14 protein-coding genes are annotated in these 21,060 nt (G+C 68.9%); 10 read left to right on the top strand and 4 right to left on the bottom strand.

The features are described from left to right. Nucleotides 1-171: 171 nt before the first annotated feature. Entirely contained in the window at nucleotides 172-1,263 is a 1,092-nt protein-coding gene (locus ACFWH7_RS13210; RefSeq protein ID WP_141391282.1) for an inositol-3-phosphate synthase, read from the bottom strand. Further along, nucleotides 1,260-1,955 (bottom strand): PadR family transcriptional regulator, encoded by a 696-nt coding sequence (locus ACFWH7_RS13205; RefSeq protein WP_378216962.1) that lies wholly within the window; start codon nucleotides 1,953-1,955, stop codon nucleotides 1,260-1,262. The genes ACFWH7_RS13210 and ACFWH7_RS13205 overlap by 4 nt, the downstream gene beginning before the upstream one ends. A gap of 403 nt (nucleotides 1,956-2,358) precedes the next feature. Here ACFWH7_RS13205 and ACFWH7_RS13200 point away from each other — a divergent pair, with 403 nt between their 5' ends. The 5 genes from ACFWH7_RS13200 (at nucleotide 2,359) to rplI (ending at nucleotide 6,712) form a co-directional block, all read left to right on the top strand. Further along, the gene (locus ACFWH7_RS13200) at nucleotides 2,359-4,773 is read left to right on the top strand and encodes a transglycosylase domain-containing protein (protein ID WP_378216961.1); all 2,415 of its coding nucleotides are present in this window, start codon (nucleotides 2,359-2,361) and stop codon (nucleotides 4,771-4,773) included. Nucleotides 4,774-4,926: 153 nt separating this feature from the next. After that, nucleotides 4,927-5,217, top strand: a complete 291-nt coding sequence (rpsF, locus tag ACFWH7_RS13195; RefSeq protein WP_172819989.1) for a 30S ribosomal protein S6 — start codon at nucleotides 4,927-4,929, stop codon at nucleotides 5,215-5,217. Nucleotides 5,218-5,362: 145 nt separating this feature from the next. Continuing rightward, nucleotides 5,363-5,908, top strand: coding sequence for a single-stranded DNA-binding protein (locus ACFWH7_RS13190; protein ID WP_047230913.1), 546 nt, complete (start codon nucleotides 5,363-5,365; stop codon nucleotides 5,906-5,908). Nucleotides 5,909-6,009: 101 nt separating this feature from the next. Then, entirely contained in the window at nucleotides 6,010-6,246 is a 237-nt protein-coding gene (gene rpsR / locus ACFWH7_RS13185; RefSeq protein WP_021481584.1) for a 30S ribosomal protein S18, read from the top strand. A gap of 19 nt (nucleotides 6,247-6,265) precedes the next feature. After that, complete coding sequence (gene rplI / locus ACFWH7_RS13180; RefSeq protein WP_047230914.1) at nucleotides 6,266-6,712, top strand: 50S ribosomal protein L9; 447 nt, start codon at nucleotides 6,266-6,268, stop codon at nucleotides 6,710-6,712. Between the two features lie 85 nt (nucleotides 6,713-6,797). Here the strand turns inward: rplI and ACFWH7_RS13175 are convergent, their stop codons facing one another. Then, nucleotides 6,798-8,108, bottom strand: coding sequence for an MATE family efflux transporter (locus ACFWH7_RS13175; RefSeq protein WP_378216972.1), 1,311 nt, complete (start codon nucleotides 8,106-8,108; stop codon nucleotides 6,798-6,800). Nucleotides 8,109-8,566: 458 nt separating this feature from the next. On the opposite strand from ACFWH7_RS13175, the gene ACFWH7_RS13170 reads away from it, so the two are divergent. After that, complete coding sequence (locus tag ACFWH7_RS13170) at nucleotides 8,567-12,190, top strand: replicative DNA helicase (RefSeq protein ID WP_378216960.1); 3,624 nt, start codon at nucleotides 8,567-8,569, stop codon at nucleotides 12,188-12,190. A 616-nt stretch (nucleotides 12,191-12,806) separates the two neighbouring features. Here the strand turns inward: ACFWH7_RS13170 and ACFWH7_RS13165 are convergent. Further along, complete coding sequence (locus ACFWH7_RS13165) at nucleotides 12,807-13,415, bottom strand: RBBP9/YdeN family alpha/beta hydrolase (protein WP_378216959.1); 609 nt, start codon at nucleotides 13,413-13,415, stop codon at nucleotides 12,807-12,809. Nucleotides 13,416-13,468: 53 nt separating this feature from the next. Here ACFWH7_RS13165 and ACFWH7_RS13160 point away from each other — a divergent pair, with 53 nt between their 5' ends. The 4 genes from ACFWH7_RS13160 to ACFWH7_RS13145 all read left to right on the top strand — a co-directional run bounded on the left by ACFWH7_RS13160 (nucleotide 13,469) and on the right by ACFWH7_RS13145 (nucleotide 20,893). Further along, a complete protein-coding gene (locus ACFWH7_RS13160) occupies nucleotides 13,469-13,819 on the top strand; it encodes a MerR family transcriptional regulator (RefSeq protein ID WP_378216957.1) in 351 nt (116 codons plus the stop codon). Nucleotides 13,820-14,499: 680 nt separating this feature from the next. After that, nucleotides 14,500-16,341, top strand: coding sequence for a VaFE repeat-containing surface-anchored protein (locus ACFWH7_RS13155; protein WP_378216956.1), 1,842 nt, complete (start codon nucleotides 14,500-14,502; stop codon nucleotides 16,339-16,341). Between the two features lie 247 nt (nucleotides 16,342-16,588). Beyond that, nucleotides 16,589-17,266 carry a hypothetical protein gene (locus tag ACFWH7_RS13150; RefSeq protein WP_378216955.1) on the top strand — a complete coding sequence of 226 codons (678 nt, stop codon included), beginning with the start codon at nucleotides 16,589-16,591 and terminating at the stop codon, nucleotides 17,264-17,266. A gap of 477 nt (nucleotides 17,267-17,743) precedes the next feature. Continuing rightward, nucleotides 17,744-20,893: a DUF7507 domain-containing protein gene (locus tag ACFWH7_RS13145; RefSeq protein ID WP_378216954.1), complete on the top strand. Its 3,150-nt coding sequence runs from the start codon at nucleotides 17,744-17,746 to the stop codon at nucleotides 20,891-20,893. The last annotated feature ends 167 nt before the right edge of the window (nucleotides 20,894-21,060 follow it).

Raw genomic sequence — 21,060 nt, 5'->3', positions numbered from 1 at the left:
CCGCGGGCTCCCCCCCCCCCCCCCCCGCCACCCGGGGCCCCCCCCCTTCCCTTGTTGGGCTGGGGGCCTCGCCCGTATTCTCAGACCTGCGACGTACTCCAGGTCAGCGCTCGACTCTCTCGGTCAGCGCTCGACCCTTACGGTCGCGCTGACCTTGCGCTCCGTTCCGGGTCAGCGCTCGACCTCACCGGCGATGAAGGCCTCGAGCTGCGCACGCCCCTTCGTGTCCTCCATCTGGACCGGCGGGGACTTCATGAAGTAGGTCGAGGCCGAGAGGATCGGGCCGCCGACGCCGCGGTCCTTGGCGATCTTCGCGGCGCGCACGGCGTCGATGATGATGCCGGCGGAGTTGGGGGAGTCCCAGACCTCGAGCTTGTACTCCAGGTTCAGCGGGACCTCGCCGAACGCGCGACCCTCGAGGCGCACGTACGCCCACTTGCGGTCGTCGAGCCACGCGACGTAGTCCGACGGGCCGATGTGGACGTTGCGGTCCTCCTTCTTGCCGCCGAGCGGGCCCTCGAGGTTCGAGGTCACGGCCTGCGTCTTGGAGATCTTCTTGGACTCCAGGCGCTCGCGCTCGAGCATGTTCTTGAAGTCCATGTTGCCGCCGACGTTGAGCTGGTACGTGCGGTCCAGCACGACGCCGCGGTCCTCGAAGAGCTTGGCGAGCACGCGGTGCGTGATCGTCGCGCCGACCTGCGACTTGATGTCGTCGCCGACGATCGGGACACCGGCCTCCTCGAACTTCGCGGCCCACTCCGGGTCGGACGCGATGAAGACGGGCAGCGCGTTGACGAACGCCACGCCCGCGTCGATCGCGGCCTGCGCGTAGAACTTCGCGGCCTGCTCCGAGCCGACGGGGAGGTAGCAGACGAGCACGTCGACCTGGGCCTCGCGCAGCGCGGCGACGACGTCGACCGCCTCGGCGTCCGACTCCTCGATCGTCTGCGCGTAGTACTTGCCGATGCCGTCGAGGGTCGGGCCGCGCTGGACGGTCACGCCGAGCGGCGGGACGTCCGCGATCTTGATCGTGTTGTTCTCCGAGGCGTTGATGGCCTCGGAGAGGTCGAACCCGACCTTCTTCGCGTCGACGTCGAACGCCGCCACGAAGTCCAGGCTCGAGACGTGGTAGTCGCCGAACTGCACGTGCATGAGGCCCGGGACGGTGCTGCTCGGGTCGGCGTCACGGTAGAAGTGCACGCCCTGGACGAGGGACGATGCGCAGTTGCCTACGCCGACGATGGCGACGCGGATGGAGGTCATCCTCGCTCCTTGGTGTTCGTTGTTCCAGGGTCCTCGGGACGCCTCGCGCCGTCGGGCTCCTGCTCGGATGGTTCCGCAGGATGCGGGGTGCTGCTGGTCCGCGCACGGGTGGTGCTCCGGGAGTGCCCGGAGCTCCGGTCGCGTTCGGTGGTGATGAGACCGTCGAGCCAGCGCACCTCGCGCTCGACCTGCTCGAGTCCGTGACGTTGCAGCTCGAGCGTGTACTCGTCGAGCCGCTCGCGGGTGCGAGCCGCGGACTCCCTGACCGCCTCCAGCCTCTCCGTGAGCCGGGTGCGCCGGCCCTCGAGGATGCGGATGCGGGTCTCGGCGTCGGTCTGCGCGAAGAACGCGAACCGGACGTCGAAGCTCTCGTCCTCCCACGCGGCCGGCCCCGACGAGGCCAGCACGCTCTGGAGGTGCTCCTTGCCCTCGGCCGTCAGCTCGTAGACGATCCGCGCGCGCTTGCCCGAGAGGGCGGGCGCGAGCGTCGACTGCGCCGCTGTCTGCTCCGTGCCGGTGATGAGCCCGCGGGCCACCAGCGACTTGAGGGCGGGGTACAGCGAGCCGTAGGACAGCACGCGGAACGACCCGAGCATGAGGTTGAGACGCTTGCGCAGCTCGTACCCGTGCAGGGGCGACTCCTTGAGGAGGCCGAGGATCGCGGTCTCGAGCACCGGCGTCTTGCTGCGCACGAACCCACCTCCTGACGCTCGCCCGGCGTGCCCGGCGGGCTCGCTGTGAGGCTCGATGTATCGAGTCGATACATCGACAGGTTAGGTCGTCTCGATGTGTCGTGCAATCTTCGAGGAGTGTGGCGCGTCGCGCCACAGATGTGAAGGAGCCGCGGAGGCGGCGGGACGCCGCGGCGAATCAATGGCGCACGATCGCGTCGCCAGTGCCGTGGACCCTTGTCCCGACAGGGCGACGCCCTATTGTTCAGTGTGGTCCGGCGTGTGCCGACCCCGTGCCCGACGACGTCCCGCGCCCGAGGCGGGGACGCGCCGTCGGGCAGGCGGTCCGCTCGCGGCGGGCCACGAGCAGGTCCGCGGACGACGTGGAACCGGCTTCCCGTTGCCCCCCAGAGGAAGGTAGACCGTGGCGCGATCCACGAGGACGAACGGACGGACGACCCCCCGCGGGCGCCGTCGGTTCTTCAACTACCCCCGCTCGCACGTCAAGAGCTTCCGCCGCTGGCTGCCGTCCTGGCGCGTCGTCGTCGGGACCATGCTGACCGGCGTCGCGCTCGTCGCGGGCGTGCTCGTCGCCGCGTGGGTCACGACCGACGTCCCCACGAAGCTCCCGAGCGTGGGTGCCCAGACCTCGACGGTCTACTGGGGCGACGGCACGACGGAGATGGGCACGTACGCGGTCGAGAACCGCGAGATCGTCGACTACGCGTCGCTGCCCGACTACGTGGGCAACGCCGTCGTTGCCTCGGAGGACAGCACCTTCTGGACGAACTCCGGCGTGGACTTCCGGGGCATCGCGCGTGCCTTCTACAACAACCTCAAGGGCGGGGGTCGCCAGGGCGCCTCGACGCTCACGCAGCAGTACGTCGAGCGGTACTACACGGACACCGTCACGGACTACGCGGGCAAGGCCCGCGAGGCCATCCTCGCGCTGAAGATCACGCAGCAGCAGGAGAAGGAAGACATCCTCGGCAACTACCTCAACACGATCTACTTCGGTCGTGGCGCGTACGGAATCCAGGCGGCGGCCCAGAAGTACTACGGCGTGAACGCGGCGGACCTCACGATCTCCCAGGCGGCGATGATCTCGGGCATCATCCCCAACCCGACGAACTGGGACCCCGCGAACAACCCCGAGCAGGCGCAGCATCGCTGGGGCCGGTCGCTCAAGAACATGCGGGACGACGGTCACATCGACAAGGCCCAGTACGACGAGGCGATCGCGGCCGGGTTCCCGGAGACGATCCCGTACGTGAAGTCGGACAAGTACGCCGGGCCGAGCGGGTACCTGCTCGCCATGGTGGAGAAGGAGCTGGCGAGCGAGGGCATCGACATCTCCGAGGCCGACCTCACGAGCAAGGGCTACAAGATCACCACGACGATCGACCCGGCGATGCAGCAGGCCGCGATCGACACCATCGACACGCTGCCCCAGGAGAGCCGCGGCGACGACAACCCCGTCTCCCCGAACCTCCGCGCGGCGCTCGTCTCGATCGACCCGAACGACGGGTCGATCCGCGCGCTGTACGGGGGTGCCGACTTCCTCAAGAACCAGTACAACAACGCGACGCTCGGTGCCGCCCAGGGCGGCTCGACCTTCAAGCCCTTCACGCTCGTGGCGGCTCTCGAGGACGGGCACACCCTCGACGAGCGCTATGACGGCAACTCCCCGCTCACGTTCGAGGGGGCGAACGACGGTGGCGACTGGAAGGTTCGCAACTTCGGCGACGTGCCGTACGGGAACATCGACCTGGTCAAGGCCACGGCGAACTCCGTGAACACCGTCTACGCCGCGCTCAACATCGAGACGGGGCCGGAGAAGACGGCCGAGGTGGCACACCGGCTCGGCATCTCCGAGAAGACCGAGGTGCTGGGGAACGCGGCGAACGTGCTCGGTACCGCGACCGTGACGCCGCTCGAGCTCACCAACGCTTACGCGACGATCGCGGCCGGAGGGATGCGGTCGACACCGCACATCGTGTCGGAGGTCGTCGACTCACGAGGAAACCTCGTCTACCAGGCGCCTGGCGCGGACAAGCGCACTCAGGAGTTCGAGACCGACACCATGGCGGCGACGCAGTACGCGCTGTCCCAGGTGGTCGAGCAGGGCTCGGGCGAGCCCGCCCAGGCGATCGGCCGTCCGGCCGCCGGCAAGACCGGCACCTCGAACGAGAACAAGTCCGCCTGGTTCGCCGGGTTCACGCCGGGCCTCGCCACCGTCGTCGGTCTCTACCAGACCGGGCCGGAGAACGAGCAGGAGCAGATCACACCGTTCGGCAAGTGGGCCGACATGCGCAACCCCGAGATCACGGGTGGTTCCTGGCCGGTCGAGGCGTGGACGTCGTACATGCAGTCCGCGACGGCCAACCTGCCCGTCGGCGAGTTCCTGCCGTACACGCCGCCCAAGCCGAAGCCGACGGAGACTCCGACCGAGACGCCGACGGAAGAGCCCACCGAGGAGACGCCGACCGAGGAGCCCGAAGAGCCGCAGCAGCCGGAGAACGTCACGGTGCCCTCTGACCTCCAGGGAAGGACCGTCGACGACGCCAAGGCAGCCCTCCGGGCGCTCGGCCTCAAGTGGGCGGTCACCGAGGAGTTCTCGAACGAGCCTCGCGGCATCGTCATCAAGGCTGGCTCGGCCGGTGCCGAGGTCCCGCCGGGCTCGACGATCGCGCTCGTGGTCTCGAAGGGCGTCGACCCGGGAGAGCAGCCGACGGAGGAGCCGACCGAGGAACCGACGGAGACGCCTGACCCCGGCGACGGGGGCGGCGGGGGGCCCGGTGGCGGGCCCGGTGGCGGCGGGAACGGCAACAACCCCTGACCTCGGTCGATCCGCAGATTTCCAGGGGCCCGCGCCGAGCGGGTACCCTGGGGAGCTGCCGTCCGCGCGTCGGGCGGCAGCAGCACGAATGCATGAACCCTCCTGTCACGGAGAGACCGTGACCGCGAAGACCAGAGGAGGTGGGTTATCCGCATGCGTCAGTACGAACTGATGATCATCCTCGACCCCGAGATCGAGGAGCGCACCGTCGCCCCGTCGCTCGACAAGTACCTGTCGGTCATCAAGACCGACGGCGGCTCCGTCGACAAGGTGGACATCTGGGGTCGTCGCCGCCTGGCGTACGACATCAAGAAGAAGTCCGAGGGCATCTACGCGGTCGTCGACTTCACGTCGACCTCCGACACCGCCAAGGAGCTGGACCGTCAGCTCGGCCTCAACGAGGTCGTCCTGCGGACCAAGATCCTGCGCACGGACGCTCGCTGATCCTCCCCGCGTCCCCCGTTCGACCGTCCCGCACCGGGATGCTGCACGCCGTAGCGCGTGTGGGCGCCGCGTGATGGGATGAGCGACGCGAGACCCGTTACGAGCACGAACGCGACGATGCTGACGACACACGAAGGAGCTGGCCATGGCAGGTGACACCGTCATCACGGTGATCGGGAACCTCACGGGAGACCCGGAGCTGCGTTTCACCCCCTCGGGTGCGGCGGTGGCCAACTTCACGGTGGCGTCGACGCCGCGGACCTTCGACCGCCAGTCGAACGAGTGGAAGGACGGGGACACCCTGTTCATGCGCTGCTCGATCTGGCGCGAGGCCGCGGAGAACGTCGCGGAGTCGCTGACGAAGGGCATGCGCGTCATCGTGCAGGGCCGCCTCGTCCAGCGCTCGTACGAGACTCGCGAGGGGGAGAAGCGCACCGTCGTCGAGCTGCAGGTGGACGAGATCGGTCCCTCCCTGCGCTACGCCTCCGCGAAGGTCACCCGGGCCCAGCGCTCGGGTGGCGGTGGCGGCGGCTTCGGCGGCGGTGGCGGCTACGGAGGTGGCGCCAACTCCGGCGGTGCCTCCGGCGGCGGATTCAGCTCCGGCGGCGGTCAGCAGCAGAGCGACGACCCGTGGGCCTCGGCTGGCCCCGCGTCGTCCGGTGGTTCGTTCTCCGACGAGCCCCCGTTCTGATCGCCCGCCACTCCCAGAACACACACCCGTCCCCGCGGGTGCTGCGCCGCTCGTCGGCGCGGTCCGCGCGCGGGGATCGCACCTTGTAGAGGAGCAACACCATGGCGAAGCCTGTGGTGCGCAAGCCCAAGAAGAAGTCCAACCCGCTGAAGTCGGCCAAGATCGAGTCGGTCGACTACAAGGACACCGCGCTGCTGCGCAAGTTCATCTCCGACCGCGGCAAGATCCGCGCGCGTCGCGTGACCGGCGTCTCCGTCCAGGAGCAGCGCCAGATCGCCCGTGCGGTGAAGAACGCGCGCGAGATGGCGCTGCTGCCGTACACGTCGACGGCTCGCTGAGCGGGAAGGGAGAGAACTCATGGCCAAGCTGATCCTGACCCACGAGGTCACCGGTCTCGGTGAGCCCGGCGACGTCGTCGAGGTGAAGGACGGGTACGCCCGTAACTTCCTCGTCCCGCGCAAGCTCGCCACGCCGTGGTCCAAGGGCGCCGAGTCGCAGGTGACTGCGATCCGCAAGGCGCGCAAGGCCCGCGAGATCGCGTCGCTCGACGACGCGAAGGCGATCCGCGACTCGCTGCAGTCGAAGCCGGTCGTCGTCGAGGCGAAGGCCGGCGCCGCCGGTCGCCTCTTCGGTGCCGTGACGACGGCGGACATCGCGTCCGCCGTGACCGCCGCGGGCGCGTCGGTCGACAAGCGCAAGATCGAGATCGGCCAGCCGATCAAGGCGACGGGGGACTACACGGTCTCCGTCCGCCTCCACCCGGAGGTCTCCGCGACCCTCGCGGTGAAGGTAGTCGCTGCCTGATCTGCTGCTGAGCAGTCCGCGAAGGCCCGGTCCCTCCTCGGAGGGGCCGGGTCTTCGTCGCGCGTGCGGCTGAGACGCCGAAGGTTCAGGCGGTGCCGGTGACCATCCAGGCGCTGCCGCGGGCGCGGAGACCGGTGGTGACGGCGCGGGCGGCCATGAAGACCCCCGCGAAGGCGAGCCACAGCCACGCGAGGCCCGCTGCGCCGTCGGGCGCCCAGTGCCGGACGGCTAGCGCGAACGGCACGTAGACCACGAGCGTGAGCATGCCCGCCCAGGCGAGGAAGCGACCGTCGCCGGCGCCGATGAGGACGCCGTCGAGGACGAACACCCACCCCGCCATGGGCATCAGGAGCCCGCACACCGCCATGCCGACCGCCACGGCGGTGCGGACGTCCGGGTCCGACGTGAACAGCAGCGCGAACCACCAGCCGCCCGCGGCCATGACGACGCCGATCACCGCCCCGGCCGCGACGCCCCACTGCAGGGTGCGCCGCAGGACGGCGCGGACGCGCGGGACGTCGTCGGCCCCGAGCCCGTAGCCGACGAGCGCCTGCGCGGCGATGGCGAGCGCGTCGAGGGCGAAGGCGGCGAGCCCCCAGACGGAGTTCACGACCTGGTAGCCGGCGAGCGTGACCTCGCCGAGCCCGGTCGCGACGAAGACGGTGAGGAGGATCGCGAGGCGTAGCGAGAGGGTGCGGACGAAGAGCGGGGCACCGGCGCGCGCGTTGGACCAGATGCCGCCTGCTGCGGGGCGCAGCGACGCGCCGTGGCGGCGGGCGCCGCGCACGACCACGACGACGAGCACCGCGCCCATGGTGAGCTGCGCGACGGCCGTCCCGATGCCCGAGCCGGCGATCCCGAGGCCCGCGCCGTAGACGAGGACGACGTTGAGGACCGCGTTGAACGTCGCGCCGCCCGCCGCGACCCACAGGGGCGTTCTCGTGTCTTGCATGCCGCGCAGGACGCCTGTGGAGGCGAGGACGAGGAGCATCCCGGGGAGGCCGAGCGCGGACCAGCGCAGGTAGACGACGGCGTGCTCGGCGACCTCGCCGGTCCCGCCCATCGCGCCGACGGCCCAGGGTGCGGTCGCCCACAGCGCGGCAGTAAGGAGCACTCCGAGCCCGACGGCGAGCCACAGGCCGTCCACGCCTGACTGGAGCGCCTCGCGCGTGTGCCCGGCGCCGATGCGGCGGGCGACGGCGGCCGTGGTCGCGTAGGCGAGGAAGACGCACAGCCCGACGAGCGTGACCAGGAGCGTCGAGGCGAGGGAGAGCCCGGCGAGCTGCGCGGTGCCGAGGTGGCCGACCACCGCGCTGTCGACGAGGACGAAGAGCGGCTCCGCGACGAGCGCACCGAGCGCGGGGACGGCGAGCGCGAGGATCTCGCGGTCGAGCAGGGAGCGGGTGCGGCGACCTGTGGACGACGACGCGGGGTCGGGTGGCGTCCGGGTGTCGCCGGGGTGGCCGGGCGGTGTCCGGCGTGTCGTCGGCGTGTCGTCGGACTTTCTTTCTTCCACACCCCTGAGGGTAGTGACGAGGCAGGTCAGGGGCCGCTCTGGCTGATGTACACAGGGAGATCGTGAGGTTGTCCACACCGTTTTCCACCGGGTGTGCACAGCGACGGGGACTGTGTCCACAGGTTCGGGGGTCCCTGTCCACCGGGCGTGCACAGGGCCGTTTGCAGGGTGTGGAACCGCGATCTAGTGTCGCGGGGTCGTGCCTGTCGGAGGCGGGAGGCGCGGCCACCGGGACAGTCGTGTGGGTGGCCCGCTGTAGAACACGTGTACGACGAAGGTTTGTCCCGGTCGCGCGGTCCCTCGGTGGGTCGTGACGGGCTCGGGGGAGCGAGGGGCGCATGTCGATCGAGGAGCTCGAGGAGAGCTACGGGGGACCGGGGCCGTCAGGTTTCGACCGGACGCCACCCCAGGACGTCGCAGCGGAGATGAGCGTGCTCGGCGGCATGCTGCTGTCCAAGGACGCCATCGCCGACGTCATCGAGCAGATCCGTGGCTCCGACTTCTACCGCCCCGCGCACGAGGTCGTCTACGAGTCGATCATCGACCTCTACGGCCGCGGCGAGCCCGCCGACGCCATCACCGTCGTCGCGGAGCTGACCAAGCGCGGCGAGCTCCAGCGCATCGGCGGCGCCCCGTACATCCACGACCTCATGGCCGGCGTCCCGACCGCCGCGAACGCCGGGTACTACGCGCGCATCGTGCGCGAGCGCGCGGTGCTGCGCCGCCTCGTCGAGGCCGGCACGCGCATCGTGCAGCTCGGCTACGCGACCGACGGCGGCGACGTCGACGAGATCGTCAACAACGCCCAGGCCGAGGTCTACGCCGTCACCGAACGCCGAACGACCGAGGACTACCTCCCGCTCTCGGAGATCCTCGGCCCGACGTTCGACGAGATCGAGGCCGCCCAGGGCCGCGGCGAGGGCATGACCGGAGTCCCGACCGGCTACTCCGACTTCGACCGGCTCACCAACGGTCTGCACCCCGGCCAGATGATCGTCGTCGCGGCGCGACCGGCCATCGGCAAGGCCCTCGCCCTCGACACGCCCCTCGTCACGCCGTCGGGCTGGACGACGATGGGCGACGTCGTGGTCGGCGACCTGCTCGTCTCCGCGGACGGCACACCCACGCGGGTCGTCGCGGCGACCGAGGTCATGGTCGACCGCCCGTGCTACGAGGTCGAGCTCGACGACGGCACGGTGATCGTCGCGGACGCGCAGCACCAGTGGGTGACCTCGACCCCCGCCCAGCGGGGCGCGGCGCGCGCCGGCGAGACGCCTGAGTCGTCCGTGCGCACGACCGAGGAGCTCGCCGCCACGGTCCGGACCGCGACGGCCGACCGGCGCGCGAACCACTCGATCGCCACCGCAGCGCCGCTCGACCTTCCCGAGGCCGACCTCCCGATCCATCCCTACGCACTCGGCGTCTGGCTGGGCGACGGCAGCTCCCGCCGTGCCGAGTCGACCTCGACCGACCCCGAGGTCGCGATGCGGGTCGAGGGGCTGGGCTACGTCGCGCAACCGGAGGTGAAGGATCTGCTCGCGCTCGGTGTGCCGACGACCGGCGGGATCCCGGCCGCCTACCTGCGCGCGAGTGAGGCCCAGCGTCGAGACCTTCTGGCGGGTCTGCTCGACACCGACGGCACCGTCATGCCGCAGGGCAGCGTTCAGATCAGCCTGACGAGCGAGCGCCTCGCGCGCGAGACGCGTGAGCTCATCCTGTCGCTCGGGTACCGCACAGGTTGGTCGACGAAGACCGTGAAGGGGCGGACCGAGGCGTCGTCGACGGCGTACACGATCACCTTCACGACCGAGGACGACGTCTTCTGGCTGGAGCGTAAGCGCCTCGTCCACAAGGAGCGTCGTCGCCCAGGCACCGCGCGGCTCACGTCGCGGTTCGTCGTCGACGTCCGCCGGGTCGAGTCCGTGCCGGTGCGCTGCGTCGAGGTCGACCATCCCTCGCACCTGTACCTGGCAGGACGATCGATGGTGCCCACGCACAACTCGGTTCTCGGCATCAATGTCGCGACCCATGCCGCGGTGCATCACCAGATGTCGTCCGTCATCTTCTCGCTGGAGATGAGCCGCAACGAGATCACCATGCGTCTTCTCGCCGCGGAGGCGCGGGTGCCGCTGACGCGGATGCGGTCCGGGAAGATGGACGAGCAGGACTGGCAGAAGCTCGCGTCGACGATGGGCAAGGTCGCGGAGGCGCCTTTGTTCATCGACGACTCGCCCAACATGTCGCTCATGGAAATCCGGGCGAAGTGCCGACGCCTCAAGCAGCGGCACGACCTGAAGCTCGTCGTGATCGACTACCTCCAGCTCATGAGCTCGGGCAAGCGCGTCGAGTCACGACAGCAGGAGGTCTCGGAGTTCTCGCGTGCGCTCAAGCTCCTCGCGAAGGAGCTCGAGGTTCCGGTCATCGCGATCTCGCAGCTGAACCGTGGCCCTGAGCAGCGTGGCGACAAGAAGCCGCAGATGAGCGACCTGCGTGAGTCGGGCTGCCTCACGGAGGGCACGAAGATCCTGCGCGCCGACACCGGCGCGGAGACCAGCCTGGGCGAGCTGTTCGCGCTCAATGCCAAGGACGTCCCGGTGTGGGCGCTCAACGACCGGCTCCAGTACGTGCGCCGCCACCTGACGCACGTGTTCCCCACGGGTGTGAAGCCCGTGTTCCGGATGCGCCTTGCGTCGGGCAAGGAGATCGAGGCGACGGCGAACCACCCGTTCCTCACGTACGACGGCTGGACGGCGCTCGGCGACCTTGAGGTCGGGTCGCGCATCGGGGTGCCGCGTCACGTCCCCGGCCCGGAGCGGAACCTCGAGTGGGACGACCGCAAGGTCGTCATGCTGGCGCACCTCCTGGGCGACGGGTCGTTCGTGAAGCGACAGCCGATCCGCTATGCCTCCATCGACGAGCGGAACCTCGCCACCGTCTCCGAGGCGGCAGGTGCCTTCGGTATCACCCCGATCCGCGACGACTACGCCGCGGCCCGAGTCACGACCCTGCGCCTCCCCGCGCCCTACCGCCTTGCCAGGGGCCGCCGGAACCCCATCGCCGAGTGGCTCGACGACATGGGGCTGTTCGGCGCACGCAGCCACGAGAAGTTCATCCCGACGAGCGTCTTCCACCTGCCGAAGCGCCAGATCGCGCTCTTCATCAAGCACATCTGGGCCACGGACGGCTCGGTCACGATCAACAAGAACGGGCGCAGCGGGCGGATTTACTACGCCTCGACGTCGCGCGAGATCATCGACGGGCTGTCGCGCCTCCTGCTCCGCTTCGGCATCTCGACGCGTGTGCGGACGGCGACCCCCAAGGGGTCGTACCGTCCCGGGTACACGCTGGACGTGAGCGGGGTGGACGACCAGCGCCGCTTCCTCCAGGAGATCGGTGTGCACGGTGACCGAGGCGATATCGCCGAGAAGCTGCTGACGATCATCCGCGAGACGCGCGCCAACACGAACGTCGACACCGTTCCGCGTCGGGTCTGGGACGACGTCCGCGAGATCCTCGTCGAGCGCGGCATGACGCACCGCGAGTTCGCGGCAGCGATCGGCACCGAGTTCTGCGGCAGCGCGCTGTGGAAGAACTCTCCGTCGAGGCACCGCCTCGGCAAGATCGCGGCCGTGCTCGAGAGCGAGGAGCTCGAGATCATGGCGGTCAACGACCTCTTGTGGGACGAGGTCGTCTCGATCGAGCCGATGGGGGAGAAGCAGGTCTACGACGCCACCGTCCTCGACGGGCACAACTTCGTGGCCAACGGCATCGCCGCACACAACAGTATCGAGCAGGACGCTGACGTGGTGATCCTGCTCCACCGCGAGGACGCCTATGAGAAGGAGTCACCCCGCGCGGGCGAGGCCGACCTGATCGTGGCCAAGCACCGTAACGGTCCTACGGACACGATCACCGTCGCGTTCCAGGGCCACTACCAACGGTTCGCCGACATGCAGATGTAGTGGTTCTGCTGCTCGACGATCTTGGTGTCGATATGCAGCCTACTTGCACAATCCTCCCGCTATGTAACGTGGCTGCTTCTTTGCCTTTGGTCTGCGGGTGGGTGGTCTGGTGCCGAAGTGGGTGTCTGTTGGGGGTCAGTGGGTGGTGCGTTCGCGTGGGGTAAGCGTTCTGTCGTCGGAGCGCTTGCTACTTCATCGCGCGGGAGAGGACGTCTCGCGCCCGAGGCTGAGATCGGGGATCGATGAGTGACGCGAATCGGGTTCGTCGGCAACGGTGAACGGCCTCCCACGAGGAGGTTGATGATGCTGACGTCGAGATTGAGATCTCGCCGAGTTGACTGTGGTCCCCACGCTCGAGAGTCCGAGGCCTGCTCGTCGTCGATGGCTTCGCGCAGTACCTCGATGAAGTCGGTCCAGGACTGTTCGCCCGACAAGACCTGGCACGAACTATCGCCCGTGTCTGCCACCCGCCTCCGCTCGAAATTGGGAGACACGGCCTAGCCGCGCCGACGGTTCCCCAGCCGGTGGCCACCGTCCCGGTCGGGCGCACGTCGTGACCGTCGCACGTCTCACCGTCATGGGCCAGAAGACCGCTCGCCTCGGGGACAGCGGTCGTTCACGGTTGACGCGCACCACTGGCCGAATGCCCGTCCGTGGCTTCGTGCGACGTGATGACCTCGAGGGCCTCGGGGAGGGACGTGACGCCGTCAGAGGCAAGGAAGTGGCCCGCACCAGGAACCACGCGCGCCGAGGCCCCGAGGAGCTCTGCGAGACGGTCGGTATGACCGCCCGGGACGTAAAGGTCGTTGTCCGAGCGGAGAACCGAGAGATCACGGATCCTCTCTGCCACACCGGAGACGTCAACCCCGCCGTCGATGAAGCCGTCGAGCTCAGGCAGCGCAGGCAGCGGGTCGACAAAACCGGCAACGAGCACGAGCCTTCCCAGCGACCAAGGTCCCGCCAGGGACGCGAGATGTCTCAGCACGGCGAGGCAGCCCAGGCTGTGAGCCACCAAGATCGACCCTGGCCCAGGCCGTCCTATCGCGTGTGAGGTTGCATCGGACCACGCCCGTGGATCAGGCGAGCTGGGCTCTGGCAGCGCAGGGATCTGGGTAGGGGTCCCGTCGCGCCTGAGGCAGTCGGCAAGCCAGTCGAACCAATGGTCTCTGGGGGTCGCGCCGTAGCCGTGGATGATCACGGCTGGTCCGGTGGTTACGCGTCTCATGGTGGTGGACGGTAGAGGTTCACGTCAGCGAGAAGGCAAGTTCGGGGGTCGACGTGTTGATCAGTGAGCTTGCCGCTCGCGTGGGTGTCTCTGCCCGCGCCCTTCGCCACTACGAGGATCGTGGGGTGCTGGTCGCTGGCCGCGACGCCAAGGGGTACCGGATCTACTCTGAATCCGATGTCGGCCGGGCGGTGCAGATAAAAGCCATGATCGACGCAGGTCTTTCGACCACGACCATCCGCCGCTATCTCGACTGCGCAAGAGAGGGCGATGACGGTTTGACCCTTGACATGTGCCCTGAGTTGCGGGCTGAGATAGATGCGGTCGCGGCGCGTCTGAACGAGGAGCAAGCAGTGATCCAACGAACTCGTGCCCGCCTGTGCTCCTTGACACGAACGATCTGAGTGAGGTCTGAGCCTCCCAGAGTCTCAGCAGAGCGCGCACGTTCGTCGGGAGCGTCGAAGGGCCCTGCGCTTGCCTGTCTCGGCGGTATTGCGGGCGGTAGAACCAGGTCGCGACGATGTGGCCGAGTCATCGGGCCGTGGAAACCCCTGACGGGGATCAGGACGATGCGACTTCCTCCACTTGGCGCTTAGGGCAAGGAAGGAGGGATCCGCATGCACCGGTCGACCGCGTTGCATCTTAGCCACGGTGGGACCCGACGGTTTTCTCCCTGAACCGAGCAGCTATCGGGTTCAGCACTTTGACCGGGTCCCGCAAAGGCAGGACTCCGGTCAAGGTAGGACGCGTCGGGTTTGGCAATGTGTCGCGCATCTCGACAGTTGTGGCACGACGGTCGGCCCGGTGTCGAAAAGCAAGTCATTCGCCCGAGCCTTCTTCTCGGCGACCCGCGATCGAGACGCCAGCCCATTCGGCTTCGTCGGTGAACCGGCCCGGTGTCGGCTCGTCGTCGACGCCGACGCGAGTGCTGGTGCCTGACCGTCGGGGCTACGAAACCCGATGCTCGGTCTGGCGTCATGATCGCGAAGTTCGATGTCTCTAAGAGGGAGGCGGAGCGCGAGGTCGAGCCCGCCCGTGGGAGTCGAACACGGAGAGAGTCGAGATGGTGACGACACGCAACAGCTTGCCCAGATCCCGACGCAAGGGGCGGTGGCTCGCCGCAGCGACGTTCGCGCTGGGTGCGGTCCTCGTCCCGGGGGCGGTCGCAGGGGCGGCTGACGTCGAGCCGGGCGACATGGTCTATGTCGGTGGCAGGGAGGGGTATGGCGGTACCGGCTTGTTCCCGATCCGGTCCGACGGCTCCCCGACAGGGGAGATCGACTACTGGGCGTACTGCCTCGAGCACGACGTCCCCGCCCGGACCGGGCTCGTGGGCGAGGTGGGTGATCTCGACGGCTACCTGGGGCAGAACTACTTCACCGACCCGGATGTCCAGGGCAAGGTCCTGTGGGTGCTGGCGCACAGCTACCCCGCGCTGAGCCTCGAGGAGTTCGGCGCGGCCGCAGGGGTTCCCGGCATCTCCAGGAACGACGCGATCGAGGCGACGCAGTACGCGATCTGGCGATACACCGACCTCACGTGGGACGCGGCGTGGAACTTCGAGACGCCAGACTCCGAGACGGCCTACTGGTATCTCGTCGAGGGTGCCAATGCGAACCCGGGGCTCAGCCCGGAAGAGCTCGAGGTGACCGCGACGATCACCGCGCCGCCCGCGCCCCAGAGCGCGGGATCCCTCGTCGGCCCCTTCGTCGTGGACACGAACCAGCCCACCGTCACCGTGTCCGTCGAACCGACGCTCGCCGTGACGGACGGAAGCGGAGGCGCGGTCGACCTGAGCGCCGTCGTCGACGGCCAGGAGCTGTACCTGGATCTGCGCGACTCGACCACGGCGGGCGAAGCCGTCGTCCAGGTGTCGGCCGCCGGCTCCAGCAGCACCGGACGGATCGTCTCCGTCCCGACGGCCACCGGAGGGGCTCCCACCGCCGGTGATCACGCGCAGACGATCGTCCTCGTCGCCCCGAGCACCACGAGGACGACGGCGCTGGCCTCGGTGTCGTGGTCCGCCCAGCCGACCGATGCCGATCCGGTGATCGGCACCTCGTTGGTCGACTCGGCCGATGGCGACCGGGTGCTGCCGTGGAACGGCGGCACCGTCGTCGACACGATCGACTACCAGAATCTGACACCGGGCATCGAGTACACCGTGAGCGGTGAGCTCGTGCGCAAGTCGGACTCCGTCGGCACGGGGATCACGGGGTCGACGGCGTTCACCCCGGCCGAGGCGGACGGCTCCGTCGACGTCATGTTCGTCGTCCCCGACGGCTACGCGGGCGAGGACCTCGTCGCCTTCGAGCGGCTTCACGTCGGTACACAGACGGCCACCGACCCGGTCGCCGTGCACGAGGACATCGATGATGCGGCGCAGACGGTGACGATCGAGGCGCTGCCCCAGACGCCGGCCCCGGTGATCGGGACGTCGCTCGTCGACTCCGCGGACGGTGACCGAGCGCTGGACTGGAGGGGCGGCACCGTCATCGACACGGTCTCCTACCAGAACCTCGTGCCCGGGACCGAGTACACCGTGACCGGTGAGCTCGTGCGCAAGTCCGATGGCACGAGCACCGGGATCACGGGGTCGACGACGTTCACCCCGGCCGAGACGGACGGCTCCGTCGACGTCACGTTCGTCGTTCCCGCGGGCCGTGCCGGCGAGACGCTGGTGGCCTTCGAGGAGCTCCACGTCGGTACCGACACCACCAGCAGCCCGGTCGCTGAGCACACGGACATCAACGACGCGGCGCAGACAGTCACCGTCGCTGCCGCGCCGGTGACCTCGGCGAGCCCGACGGAGGGCAACCTGCCCGCCACCGGGGCCGGCGTGACCGGCCTCGCCGTCGGGGCAGCCTCGCTGCTCCTCCTCGGCACTGTGTTCCTGCTCGTCAGGCGCGCGCGAGCACGAGCCTGACCCTCCGCGAGCACGCCGGCTCGGGACCTGCCCGCACAGGCGACTGCGGGCGGGCCCCGAGCTGTCGTGACGCACGGGTATCACCGCCGAGGGCGACCGAGACCGCACGAGGTGCGCTCTCGGATCTTCCTCCCCGGAGTGTTGCAGTTCATCCATTTCCTCCCAACGGCAAGGGACACATCGGCGTGGAGCGCTCTCAGGGGAGGGGCGCGCGCACCGGCTCTGCCTGGGAGCGGAACTAGGGCCCATGTATCAGATAGCTGTTATCGAAGACCACCTGCTCCAGCGTAGATATGCGACCGCACTGATCGACGCGCAGTCAGACATGGACGTCGTGTACGACGGCGAGGATCTGCCGACATTCATGTCGTGGCTCGAAGAGACAGAGCCAGGCTCGCGGCCACATCTCGTGCTGCTTGATCTCATGGTCGAGCGAGGCCCACACGCTCAACCTGAGACCGTGCGACAGCTGTTGGCGACCGGTGTGCGCGTCGTGCTCTTCTCCGCGCTGACATCGCCGCCTCTCGCACGACGGATGATTCAGATCGGAGTGCACGGCCTGATCGGTAAGCGGGACAGCGAGGTGAGGATCCTCGGTGCGCTGCGCGAGGTCCTGACCGGTGAGACGTGGATCTCGCCGGAGCTTGCCTCCTTGATCGCCCAGGACCCGAACCAGCCACAGCTCAGCGATCAAGAAGAGCGCGCGCTGGTGCTCTACGCCTCCGGACTGCCGATCAATGCGGTGGCGTCGTCGATCGGAGTCAAGCCGGACACCGCGAAAAAGTACTTACAACGCATCCGTGACAAGTACACTGCGGCTGATCGTCCGTTGACGTCCCGAGCGCAGTGGAGCCGAACGGCGGTCCTCGACGGCTATCTCACACTCGAGGACCTCGCCGGGGCTGAGGACCGTTCGGGCCAGTGACCCCCGCGAGGGGTCTTTTCTGCAGATCGCGACCCCGTGTGGGGGTCATTCTCCCTTCTGTCACCGCAGACCCGAGTCGGTCGAGCTTGACTCGAAGGAGAGGGAGGCCGCGTGGTATCCCCCCGGCCGGCGGCGGGGGAGTGGTTCATGCGTCGTCGGCGCTTCATCGCCTGTTGCGATGGAGCACCCCGTGCTGTCATGCCCGTGATGTGTGCGTGTCCCTCGTGTCGATCTTGCGAGAGGAATCACGTGCACGACCAGAATCGAGGGAGTCTTCCAGACTCCGTTGCGTCCAAGGTGGTGACGACCGGTCGGAGCCGGCCCTGGAGGAGCCGAAGGGGGGCGAAGTCCCTCGCCGTGGCACTCGTCGCGTCGCTGATGGCAGTGAGCGGGGCGGGCGTTGCTCAGGCCGTGGAGTCGTCGACTCCGCCGGCGCCGAACCCGTCGATGCCCGAGAGATGCGAGCTCGACCTGGCGATGAGCCTTGATCTGTCGAACTCGGTCGACGACACGCAGCTGGAGCAGATGCGCGACCGTGTGGCAGTGCTCGCCGACAGGCTGAGCGACTACCCCGTGCGGTTGTCGCTGCACAACTTCGCGTCCAACGCACCAGCGACCAGCGCTGGCAGCAACACCCCGCTGCCGCTGACCGCTCTCGACGACGCTGGCGTCGCATCGGTCACCAGCTGGGTACGGGGTATCCAGCGGCCTGCCTCCGCCCAGGGAGGGACGAACTGGGACCGTGCGTTCGCAGCGGTCGACGGTTCGCCGGAGACCTACGACGCGCTGCTGTTCGTCACGGACGGGAACCCGACGCAGTACGGCAGCCCGGCTCAGGGCCCGGGTAGCTCGACGAACACGGCCACGATCACGGCGGCTGTGAGCTCCGCGAACGCTCTGAAGGCTTCCGGCACACGCATCGTCGGCGTCGGTCTCACCGACAACATCACGAACATGGACGAGTTCCGTGAGCACATGGCGCAGATCTCAGGCCCGACCGAGGGCAGCGACTACTTCGCGACCAGCTTCGACGGTCTCTCGGACGTTCTCCTTGCGCTCATCGCCGGCAACTGCGCGGCAGCGCCGGCACCAGCGATCGAGCTCGTGAAGGACGCGGTGCTCGAGGACGGCGGCACCGGCGCCGTCGGCGACACGGTGGAGTACGCCTTCACCGCGACGAACACGGGCGACCAGAGGCTGACCGGTGTCGAGATCGCCGACCCGAAGCCGGGCCTGTCCGACCTGATCTACACCTGGCCGGGCGAGCCCGGCGTGCTCGAGCCCGGTCAGTCCGTCACGGCGACCGCCACCTACCAGGTGACCGAGTCCGATCGCGACAACCGGATCATCCAGAACTCGGCAACCGTGTCGGGGAACCCACCGACCGGCCCTCCGGTCACGGACGAGGACGACGCGGAGATCGTGCTCCCCGACAACCCGGCTCTTGAGCTGGTCAAGACCGGTGCTCTCGCCGACGGCGACACCGGCGCAGCGGGCGACACGATCGAGTACACCTTCACCGTCACCAACACCGGTGACGTCACCCTCATCGACGTCTCGATCACCGACGCGCTGGAGGGCCTGTCCGACCTGTCCTACAGCTGGCCCGGTGAGGCAGGCGTGCTTGCCCCGGGCGACCACGTCACGGCGACGGCAACGTACGCGCTGACGCAGACCGACATCGACACGGGCCTGGTTCACAACGCGGCGACCGCCGTCGGCACCCCCCCGAGCGGCGAGGACGTCACCGACACGGACGAGCACGACGTGCCGCTGGACGCGAACCCGGCGATCGAGCTGGTGAAGACCGGCGCGATCGAGGACGGCGCCACGGGACGGGTCGGCGACGTGGTGACCTACACGTTCACCGCGACGAACACCGGCAACGTCACACTGACCGACGTCGCCATCGCCGATGAGCTCGACGGCCTCTCCGACGTCGCCTACGACGCATGGCCGGGCGAGCGCGGCGTCCTCGAGCCGGGCGAGACCGTCACCGCGACCGCGACCTACGTGCTGGCCCAGGCCGACGTGGACAACGGCCGCGTCGAGAACACCGCGACCACGACCGGTACCCCGCCCTCGGGCGAGCCGGTCGACGACGAGGACCTCGAGATCATCCCCGTCGACCCGACCCCGGGCATCGAGCTGGTGAAGACGGGAGGCCTCGAGGACGGTGCCACCGTCGTTCCTGGCGACCTCGTCGAGTACGAGCTCACCGCCACGAACACCGGCAACGTCACGCTGACCGGCGTCTCGATGACCGACGAGCTGGAAGGTCTCTCGGACCTCTCCTACTCCTGGCCTGCTGAGGCCGGGGTGCTCAGCCCGGGGGAGCAGGTCACTGCGACGGCGACCTACGCGCTGACGCAGGCCGACATCGACGCCGGCACCGTGCACAACGCCGCGACCGCGACGGGCAACCCCCCATCGGGCGACCTGGTCGAAGACGGTGATGAGCACGACGTGCCGCTGCCGCAGCTGCCCGTGATCGACCTGGTGAAGACCGGGAACCTCGTCGAGGGCGCGACCGGGCACGTCGGCGACACGGTGGAGTACACCTTCGTCGCGACGAACACCGGCAACGTCACCCTCACCGACGTGACGATCAGCGACGAGCTGGACGGCCTGTCGGAGATCACCTACGGCCCGTGGCCGGGCGAGGCCGGAGCCCTTGCTCCGGGCCGGTCCGTCACCGCGACGGCCACGTACACGCTGACGCAGGCCGACGTCGACGCGGGTCAGGTGAACAACTCCGCGACCGCGAGCGGCACACCGCCCCAGGGCGAGAACGTCTCCGACGAGGACGACGTGACCGTTCCGGTGACGCCGGGTCCGGCGATCGAGCTGCGCAAGTCGAGCAGCCTCGATCAGGGCGCGGGATCGGTGGCCGGTGACGAGATCACCTACACCTTCGCCGCCACGAACACGGGGAACGTCACCCTCACCGATGTGTCGATCCTCGACGAGCTGGCAGGGCTGTCCGACCTCTCCTTCACGTGGCCGACGGGTCAGGCCGGGGTTCTGGCTCCGGGCGAGCAGGTCGTCGCGACGGCGACCTACACGCTCACGCAGGCAGACATCGACGCGGGCACCGTGCACAACGTCGCGACCACGACCGGTACCCCGCCCACCGGCGACCCGGTCGACGACGTCGACGAAGTGACCACGCCGCTGCCGCAGCTGGGCGTCGTCGACCTGGTGAAGACCGGCACACTCGCCGGTGACCAGGTCACCTACACCTTCGTCGCGACGAACACCGGCAACGTCACCCTCACCGAGGTGACGATCAGCGACGAGCTGGACGGTCTGTCGGAGATCACCTACGGCCAGTGGCCGGGCGAGGCCGGAGTACTTGCTCCGGGTCAGTCCGTCACGGCGACCGCGACCTACACGGTCACCGGCGCCGACCGGAACCGCGGGTTCGTGGACAACCACGCCTCCGTAGCCGGCAACCCGCCCGCCGGGGACCCGGTTCAGGCCGAAGACGACGCGCGGGTCGCTGTGAGCACGCTCGCAGCCACCGGTGTCGGAATCGGGTGGGGGATTCCCGCACTCGCCGTGCTGCTGCTTGCGGCGGGTGGCCTCCTGCTGCTCATCCGTCAGCGACGCAACTCGATGAGCTGAGGGCGCCGGCTCCGGAGCACCCCGCCGCCCCTTTCAGGGGAGCCCCCGGAGATGCCCCGGCACAGGCCGAGGTCTTCCGCCGTATGCACGCCAACCTGCCGGTCTTCCTGGAGCACGTCCTCTGCACCTTCAGCGGGTACGCGCCCGACCTCGCGGCCCTCAAGGCC

The organism is Cellulosimicrobium cellulans (assembly GCF_042723955.1).
Taxonomy (GTDB): domain Bacteria; phylum Actinomycetota; class Actinomycetes; order Actinomycetales; family Cellulomonadaceae; genus Cellulosimicrobium; species Cellulosimicrobium cellulans_H.
The sequence above is the reverse complement of the archived record's forward strand: the minus strand, read 5'-3'. Positions and strand labels throughout refer to the sequence as shown.